The 8,128-nt window shown below is 72.1% G+C and carries 11 protein-coding genes; 7 read left to right on the forward strand and 4 right to left on the reverse strand.

What is annotated here, in order from left to right; genetic code table 11:
• Together AB0K09_RS25505 and AB0K09_RS25510 are read right to left on the reverse strand one after the other, a co-directional pair.
• The coding region (locus tag AB0K09_RS25505) for a hypothetical protein (RefSeq protein ID WP_366067721.1) at positions 1-216 on the reverse strand (216 nt) is incomplete at its 3' end.
• Between the two features lie 50 nt (positions 217-266).
• A complete protein-coding gene (locus AB0K09_RS25510) occupies positions 267-1,091 on the reverse strand; it encodes a methyltransferase domain-containing protein (RefSeq protein ID WP_366067722.1) in 825 nt (274 codons plus the stop codon).
• 475 nt (positions 1,092-1,566) lie between these two features.
• On the opposite strand from AB0K09_RS25510, the gene rpsA reads away from it, so the two are divergent.
• The 7 genes from rpsA (at position 1,567) to AB0K09_RS25545 (ending at position 7,141) form a co-directional block, all read left to right on the forward strand.
• Positions 1,567-3,066, forward strand: coding sequence for a 30S ribosomal protein S1 (gene rpsA, locus AB0K09_RS25515; RefSeq protein WP_366067723.1), 1,500 nt, complete (start codon positions 1,567-1,569; stop codon positions 3,064-3,066).
• Between the two features lie 189 nt (positions 3,067-3,255).
• Positions 3,256-4,200 (forward strand): PAC2 family protein, encoded by a 945-nt coding sequence (locus AB0K09_RS25520; protein ID WP_366067724.1) that lies wholly within the window; start codon positions 3,256-3,258, stop codon positions 4,198-4,200.
• 25 nt (positions 4,201-4,225) lie between these two features.
• Positions 4,226-4,837: a dephospho-CoA kinase gene (gene coaE, locus AB0K09_RS25525; protein WP_366067725.1), complete on the forward strand. Its 612-nt coding sequence runs from the start codon at positions 4,226-4,228 to the stop codon at positions 4,835-4,837.
• Between the two features lie 206 nt (positions 4,838-5,043).
• Entirely contained in the window at positions 5,044-5,625 is a 582-nt protein-coding gene (locus AB0K09_RS25530; protein WP_366067726.1) for a hypothetical protein, read from the forward strand.
• An 82-nt stretch (positions 5,626-5,707) separates the two neighbouring features.
• Entirely contained in the window at positions 5,708-6,022 is a 315-nt protein-coding gene (locus AB0K09_RS25535; protein ID WP_366067727.1) for a type VII secretion target, read from the forward strand.
• A gap of 5 nt (positions 6,023-6,027) precedes the next feature.
• Complete coding sequence (locus tag AB0K09_RS25540; RefSeq protein ID WP_366067728.1) at positions 6,028-6,762, forward strand: hypothetical protein; 735 nt, start codon at positions 6,028-6,030, stop codon at positions 6,760-6,762.
• A 34-nt stretch (positions 6,763-6,796) separates the two neighbouring features.
• Complete coding sequence (locus tag AB0K09_RS25545) at positions 6,797-7,141, forward strand: hypothetical protein (RefSeq protein ID WP_366067729.1); 345 nt, start codon at positions 6,797-6,799, stop codon at positions 7,139-7,141.
• A gap of 4 nt (positions 7,142-7,145) precedes the next feature.
• Here the strand turns inward: AB0K09_RS25545 and AB0K09_RS25550 are convergent, their stop codons facing one another.
• On the reverse strand, positions 7,146-7,418 hold the full coding sequence (locus AB0K09_RS25550) for a DUF6343 family protein (protein ID WP_366067730.1): 273 nt from the start codon (positions 7,416-7,418) through the stop codon (positions 7,146-7,148).
• A gap of 114 nt (positions 7,419-7,532) precedes the next feature.
• Positions 7,533-8,128 (reverse strand): PQQ-binding-like beta-propeller repeat protein (locus AB0K09_RS25555; RefSeq protein WP_366067732.1); only part of this gene is annotated, 596 nt, incomplete at its 5' end.

Genomic DNA, 8,128 nt, shown 5'->3' on the forward strand with positions numbered 1-8,128 from the left:
GCAGCCGGGTGCCGTGCGTCGTGGCCTCCGTGTACTCGCCGGAGCCCCCGGAAAACACCTCTGCGTAGTTGCTGTTGCACGAAGAGTGATGCGCGTCGTCTTGCCCGTGCCGGGCGGCGCGCTGAGCACCGCGACGCCGTGCTCGTCCAGCGCCGCCACGAGGGCGGGCACGGCGTGGCGTACGGGCAGTGCTTCGAGGGCGTCGGCGTGGATCACGGAACCAGTCTCACCCACCGCGCGACCGGGCCGGACGGCCGCCCGGTCGGTCAATCGCGGACGCAGACGAAGATCGCGGTGCCGGGGATCAGATGGCCGCGCAGCGGGGACCAGCCGCCCCACTCCTGCGTGTTCCAGTCGGGCCACTCGGGCTCGACCAGGTCGACCAGCCGGAACCCGGCGGCCACCACGTCGCGCACCCGGTCGCCGACGGTGCGGTGGTGCTCGACGTAGACGGCCCGTCCCGTCTCGTCCTGCTCGACGTACGGCGTGCGGTCGAAGTAGGAGGCGGCGACCGACAGGCCCTCGGGGCCGGGCTCGTCGGGGAACGCCCAGCGGATGGGGTGGGTGACACTGAAGACCCAGCGCCCGCCGGGCCGCAGCACCCGCCGTACCTCGCGCATCACCCGCACCGGGTCCGCGACGAACGGCACGGCGCCGTAGGCGGAGCAGGCCAGGTCGAAGGAGCCGTCGGCGAAGGGCAGCGTCCCCGCGTCCGCCTCGACCAGCGGAAAGCCGCAGCCGATGCGCAGGGCGTGCTGGAGCTGGCGGTGGGAGAGGTCCAGGGCGACGGGACGGGCGCCCCGCGCGGCGAGCCAGCGCGAGCACTGCGCCGCGCCGGCGCCGATCTCCAGGACGTCCAGGCCCTTCAGCGACTCCGCCGGGCCGAGCAGCGCGGCCTCGGCCTCGTCGAGCCCCTCGGGACCCCAGACGAACCGGTCGTCACCGAGGAAGCCGCCGTGCTCGTTCTGGTACTCGTCGGCGTTGCGGTCCCACCAGCCGCGGCTGGCCCGGCTGCTCTCCGTCTCGTCGGTGGCGCGGCGGGTCGCCTCGGGCTCGTACTCCGGGGAATCGTCGATCATGTCGTTGATCATCTCGGCGGTGGTGCCCCCGGGCCGAATCGGCGGGGGATCGGCGGGCGGATCGGCAGCGGGGTCGGCAAGGGGGATCGGTGCGGGCTCGGTGCGGATGCGGTGCGAAGACCGGTACGGACGGTGACCGGTAAAGTACTCACCCGAGCGTGACGCTGCGGGTACGCGGTGGCCCTCGTGGCCTCGCACGACGCGAGTTGCGCCGGAATTGCTGGGATTCGTCCCTGGTGTGCGCCTTCGCGCATTGACCGTGTCCGGCTGCCCCCGTATGCTACAAGTTGCGCTGCGGGCCTGCGCGCCTCAGACGGAGCAGGCCGCGCTCGCACTTGTTGTATGTCCCCTCGGTTGTAGAGGCGCTACTGGTGACCCCGGGTCCCGGTGAGTGTTCCTCCAAGGCTGTCCGGCTTCGGCGGTGCGATACGGGCTCTCGGCGTAGCAGTACCTACGACTCAATGTCCGTACCGGAGCCCTTTCCCACATGACGAGCAGCACCGAGACCACCGCCACCACCCCGCAGGTTGCGGTCAACGACATCGGTAACGAGGAAGCCTTCCTCGCCGCGATCGACGAGACGATCAAGTACTTCAACGACGGCGACATCGTCGACGGCGTCATCGTGAAGGTCGACCGGGACGAGGTCCTGCTCGACATCGGTTACAAGACCGAGGGTGTCATCCCCTCCCGCGAGCTCTCGATCAAGCACGACGTCGACCCGAACGAGGTCGTCAAGGTCGGCGACGAGATCGAGGCCCTGGTTCTCCAGAAGGAGGACAAGGAAGGCCGCCTGATCCTCTCGAAGAAGCGCGCCCAGTACGAGCGTGCCTGGGGCACCATCGAGAAGATCAAGGAAGAGGACGGGATCGTCACCGGTACCGTCATCGAGGTCGTCAAGGGTGGTCTCATCCTCGACATCGGCCTCCGCGGCTTCCTCCCGGCCTCCCTGGTCGAGATGCGTCGTGTCCGCGACCTCCAGCCCTACGTGGGCAAGGAGCTCGAGGCCAAGATCATCGAGCTGGACAAGAACCGCAACAACGTGGTCCTGTCCCGCCGCGCCTGGCTGGAGCAGACCCAGAGCGAGGTCCGCCAGACCTTCCTCACCACCCTCCAGAAGGGTCAGGTGCGCTCCGGCGTCGTCTCCTCCATCGTCAACTTCGGTGCCTTCGTGGACCTGGGCGGCGTCGACGGTCTCGTCCACGTCTCCGAGCTGTCCTGGAAGCACATCGACCACCCGTCCGAGGTTGTCGAGGTCGGCCAGGAGGTCACGGTCGAGGTCCTCGACGTCGACATGGACCGCGAGCGCGTCTCCCTGTCGCTCAAGGCGACCCAGGAAGACCCGTGGCAGCAGTTCGCCCGGACCCACCAGATCGGTCAGGTCGTCCCGGGTAAGGTCACCAAGCTCGTTCCGTTCGGTGCGTTCGTCCGCGTCGACGAGGGCATCGAGGGCCTGGTCCACATCTCCGAGCTGGCCGAGCGCCACGTGGAGATCCCGGAGCAGGTCGTCCAGGTCAACGACGAGATCTTCGTCAAGGTCATCGACATCGACCTCGAGCGTCGCCGCATCAGCCTCTCGCTGAAGCAGGCCAACGAGTCCTTCGGTGCCGACCCGTCCGTGGTCGAGTTCGACCCGACCCTGTACGGCATGGCCGCGTCCTACGACGACCAGGGCAACTACATCTACCCCGAGGGCTTCGACCCCGAGGCCAACGACTGGCTGCCGGGCTACGAGAAGCAGCGCGAGGAGTGGGAGCGCCAGTACGCCGAGGCGCAGCAGCGCTTCGAGCAGCACCAGGCGCAGGTCATCAAGTCCCGCGAGGCGGACGCCGAGGCTGCGGCCGAGGGTGCCCAGGCCGCCCCGCAGGCCGGTGGCCAGGTCTCCGGCGGCTCGTACTCCTCGGAGTCGGCCGACAGCTCCGGCGCCCTGGCGTCGGACGAGGCGCTCGCCGCGCTGCGCGAGAAGCTCGCGGGCGGCCAGAGCTGAGGCTCTGCCCCTCGCGGCTGACCGCCTGACGGCAGACAGCTGACCGACGTGAGGCCCGCTCCCCCTCGGGGGAGCGGGCCTCACGCGTTTTTCGTTCACCGGGCGTATTCGCGCACCGCGCGGGCAGGCGGGAATGGCCGCACCCCCAAGAGCGTTCCCCCGTACGGAACATGAGGAGGAACGGACACCGTGTTGGATCCGCAGGGTTTGTACGAATGGGAGCCCAAGGGGCTCGCCGTGGCCGACCTGGCCCTGGCCCAGGACACGGCCGGTCTGGTCATGCTCTACCACTTCGAGGGCTACATCGACGCCGGTGACACCGGTGACCAGATCGTCGCCCGGCTGCTCGACGCCCTGCCGCACCAGGTCGTCGCCCGCTTCGACCACGACCGGCTCATCGACTACCGGGCGCGCCGCCCCCTGCTGACCTTCGAGCGGGACCGCTGGACCGCCTACGACACCCCGAAGATCGAACTGCGGCTGGTGCAGGACGCCACGGGCGCCCCCTTCTTCCTGCTGTCCGGCCCCGAGCCGGACGTCGAGTGGGAGCGCTTCGCGGTCGCCGTCCGGCAGCTCGTCGAGCGGCTCGGCGTCCGCCTGTCCGTCAACTTCCACGGCATCCCCATGGGAGTACCCCACACCCGCCCCGTCGGCCTCACCCCGCACGGCAACCGCGTCGACCTCATGCCCGGTCACCGCGGCTACTTCGACGAGGCGCAGGTGCCCGGCAGTGCCGAGTCGCTCGTCGAGTACCGGCTGGCCGAGGCCGGCCACGACGTGCTGGGCGTGGCCGCCCATGTCCCGCACTACGTCGCCCGCTCGCCCTACCCCGACGCGGCCCTGACCGCCCTCGAAGCGATCACCGCCGCCACCGGCCTCGTCCTGCCGGACACCGCCCACGCCCTGCGCACGGCCGCCCTGCGCACCCAGGAGGAGATCGAGCGCCAGCTCGCCGAGGGCGACGAGGAGCTCGTCTCCCTCGTCCGCGGACTCGAGCACCAGTACGACGCGCTCGCCGGCGCCGAGACGCGCGGCAGCCTGGTGGCCGAGCCCGTCGACCTGCCCTCCGCCGAGGAGCTGGGCGCCGAATTCGAGCGCTTCCTCGCCGACAGGGAGGGCGAGAGCGGCCACTGAGCCGCCGCTCTGTACCGTGGGGCCCATGCTGAAAGTGGGCCTCACGGGCGGAATCGGAGCTGGTAAGAGCGAGGTGTCGCGGCTCCTCGCCGCGCACGGAGCGGTGATCGTCGACGCCGACCGGATCGCGCGCGAGGTCGTCGAGCCCGGCACACCGGGCCTCGCCGCCGTCGTCGCCGAGTTCGGCCCCGGCGTCCTCACCGCCGAGGGAGCCCTCGACCGCCCCGCCCTCGGCGCCGTGGTCTTCGCCGACGCGGCCCGCCTCGCCGCGCTCAACGCCATCGTCCACCCCCTGGTCGCCGCCCGCTCCGCCGAACTGGAGGCCGCGGCGCCACCGGACGCCGTCGTCGTCCACGACGTGCCGCTCCTCGCCGAGAACGGCCTCGCCCCCCGCTACCACCTCGTCGTGGTCGTCGACGCCGGCGACGACACCCGCCTGGACCGCCTCGTCCGGCTGCGCGGCATGACGCCGGACGAGGCCCGCGCCCGTATGGCCGCCCAGGCCACCCGCGAGGCACGTCTGGCGGTCGCCGACATCGTCATCGACAACGACGGCTCGCTGGAGGCGCTCCGGACCCAGGTGGACGAGGTCTGGGACCGGCTCGCCCAGCGGGCCGCGCGGGACGGGGACGGCTGACCGGTCGGTTCGTCATATCGGGTGATGTGCCGTCAGGCCCGTCGCGCCCCGGGCCGGCACGCCCGAGCCCTTTCCGCGCAAGGGGTCACGCCCGGCCGGGGCCTCCGGCGAACCGCCGGGCCCACCGCCACACACGCCGCGTCAGCCCCGCGCCGCGGCTAGCGTTACGCCCTCGACAGCACCCCCGAACCGCTTCGAGGAGCCCCATGGCCATGCCGGAACTGCTCGGTGTGAGCCCTCTCGCGCCGCCGCCGGGACCACGGCTCGCGCCGCGGCTCCGCGGCCTGGGCCTCGTCCTGGCGGGCCTGGCCTTCATGGCGGTGTGCTTCGCGCAGGCGGTGAAGGCCGCCGGCTTCGCGTCGCACACCGGCACGTTGACGGTCGGTCACTGCCGCACCGAGCGGTCGTCGGGCCGCACGGGCGACCGGAGCGTCTGCTCCGGCGTGTTCCGTTCCGCCGACGGTGGGTCCGTGCGGACCGACGCCGAGGTGGACGGCTGGTACGTGCCCGGGGAGCGGGTGGCCGTCTACCGCGAGGCGTCCTTCTACGCGCCGGTCCGCATGCGGGCGTGCTGGGCCTGGTCGATGTTCTTCTTCCTCGCCCTCGTCGGTGCGTCCCAGGGCCTGGTCATCCTCGTGGCCGGGTTCACCCCCCGGAGCCCCGGCGAGTGCCACGCGGCGGACGAACTCGTCGCCCGCTCCCGGCTGGGTTCCTCCCCCCTCTGGCTGCGCCGGGTGGGGCTGGGCGGACTGGTGCTGTCCCTCGTGCTGGCCTGTGTATCGCCGTGACGGCCGTCCGCCTGGCCGGACCTCTCACGTCCGACTGACCGTCTGACCAAACCTGACCAAACCTGACCGAAGGAGTCGCGCGTTGCAGCTTCGAGTCGATCCCGCGCAGCTGGAGGAATTCGCCGGCCAGGTGCACCGGGGTGCCGAGGACGCGCGGGGAGCGCTCGAGTACGCCCGTTCCCGCACGCGGATCGGATGGGTCCAGGGCGGCCTCATCGGCCTCGTCTCCGACCAGCACGACGAACTGCGCGACGACGTGTCGCGCGCGCTGGAACGCCTCGCCGGCATCCTCGCGGACTCCGCACGCGAACTGCGCACCTCCGCTTCCTACTACCGGCGCACCGACCGGCGCGTCGCCACCGAGCTGGACGCCTGCTACGCCGCGCCGCGGCGGTGACCCCGATGGCCTTCGCCGACATCGCGCACCCCACCGCCTTCCTCACCGCGCCCCGCGAACCGGAGGAGTTCGCCGACCCGCTGAAGACGATCAATGAGGTCGCCGACTTCCTGACCCCGGCCTCCTGGCTCGTCAAACTGGCCGAGCTCGTGCTGGGGACCGACCCCGTGAAGTGGGCGCAGACCAAGTTCGCCGGTGACTGGAAGGCGTACGCCCGGTGTGCCGAGGCGTGGCGGAACCTCGGACGGGCCTGCGACGCCATGGCGCGCAACCTCGACGCCGGCAACCGGCACGCCGACCGTACCTGGGACGGGAACGCCGCCGACGCCGCGTTCGCGTACTTCGACACCCTCCGCCGCGACCTGGAGGAGTTCCGCGACTCCCTGGACGTGATGAGCGACGAGTACCGCGCCGTGGCCCGGGCGGTGTCCGCCACCGGAGAGGCCATGGGCGAGTGCCTCCTCGCGATCCTCGACGCGCTCATCACGGTCGCGATCACCACGGCGGCCGGCACGGCGACCGGCTGGACCGGGTGCGGTGCCGTCATGGGCTACGCACTGGGAGCCCAGGAGGCCCGGTTCATCCTCCAGCAGTGGGAACGGATGACCGAACTCCTCAACACCGCCCAGCTGGCCGTCAACGCGTGCTACGGAACCATCGGGCGGGTCGGCGGCGAGGCCATGGCCAAGCTCAACCGCTTCCAGCTGCCCCGGGCCGGCTACGACCACCCGGCCGTCTGACCGGCCGCCCGACTGCCGACAAGGAGCCGAGACCATGCCCGAACAGCACGAGCGCGAAGTCGGGTACGAGGAGTTCCTCGCACCCGGCAGGGACCGGGCCCAGGCCCGCGCCGTCCACACCGCCCTCCGCGAGCTGGCCGCCGGAGGCGCCGGGGACGTCCTCCAGGAGATGGCCCGCGACATCCTCTCCGGCCGGCTGGGCCTGCGCGCGGCCCTGCGGGTCGGCGCCTACGCGGACGCCCTCGGCGAGCACGCGCACACCGTCCGGTCCGCGTGGGAGCGCCTCGACGAGGCGGACGGCGCGGACGGCACGAATGGCGCGGGCGATGAGCGGGGCCGGGCGGCTGGTCCTGCCGCCCGTTTCCGGCCCGCTCGCTAGCCGGCTAGCCCTTGGGCTCGTCCTCCTTGACCGGCTCGTACGGCGGCACGTCGCGCCCCGGCTGGTAGTGCGCGCCCTGCCGGATGTGCCGGGCGATCAGGGTGAGGTCCAGAGCGGTCACCAGGGCGAGCACCCCGCAGGCCACCGCCCAGCCCACGCGTCCGGCGACGGCGAAGGCCGCGGTGCCGGCGGCGGTGCACAGGAAGCCCCAGACGGCGAGCCCGAACCGGAGCCGCAGGGGGCTGCGTGCCGTGACGGGTTCATTGCCAGTACGCATGACGCAACATCTCCACGCGACGTCTCCCTTCCAGGATCCACCCGCGGCGCGCCCGGCGGAACCGGAGCGTGGAGCACGGGGAGGGGGTGCCGGGGCGCCGGGGGCCGTCCGGCGTCAGAGGATGCGGCGGATCTCGCCGCGGACCCGGTAGAAGCCGGAGGGCGCGGGGGAGAGGGCGTCGACGACGTAGCGGGCGCCGGGCCGGCGTATGTGCCGGGGGAACTGGACGTTCCAAGCGCGGTCGTAGCCGTCGGAGATCACGTGGACCCGCAGCCTGCTGCCCTCCTGGACGCACTCGACGACGATGCCGTCGGCCGGCGGGGCCGCCACCGTCTGGACCGTGGTGGCGGGGGCGTAGGTGGGCAGGGCGGCGGCGGACTTGATGTCGAGCGGGGTGGGGACGCTGCCGGACTGGGCGGCGGCGATCGCGGCGTCGGTGGCGTCGACGCAGATCAGGGAGCCCTCCGTGGTGACCATGTACAGCTTCTCGTCGAGGTACTGCATGGACAGGGCCGAGCCGCCGCCCGTGCCGAGCTTCCACAGCCGGGTGCCGTCGGCGGCGAAGCAGTACACGGACGAGGAGGAGTCGCCGGCGAAGACGTAGCGGCCGCCCGGGGCGGTCGCGCAGGAGTAGACCGCCGCGTCGCACCGGTAGGTGGCCTCGACGGCGCCGTCCGCCTTGGCCAGGCGCTGGACCACCGTGTGGTTGG

Source organism: Streptomyces sp. NPDC049577, assembly GCF_040675635.1.
Taxonomy (GTDB): Bacteria; Actinomycetota; Actinomycetes; order Streptomycetales; family Streptomycetaceae; genus Streptomyces.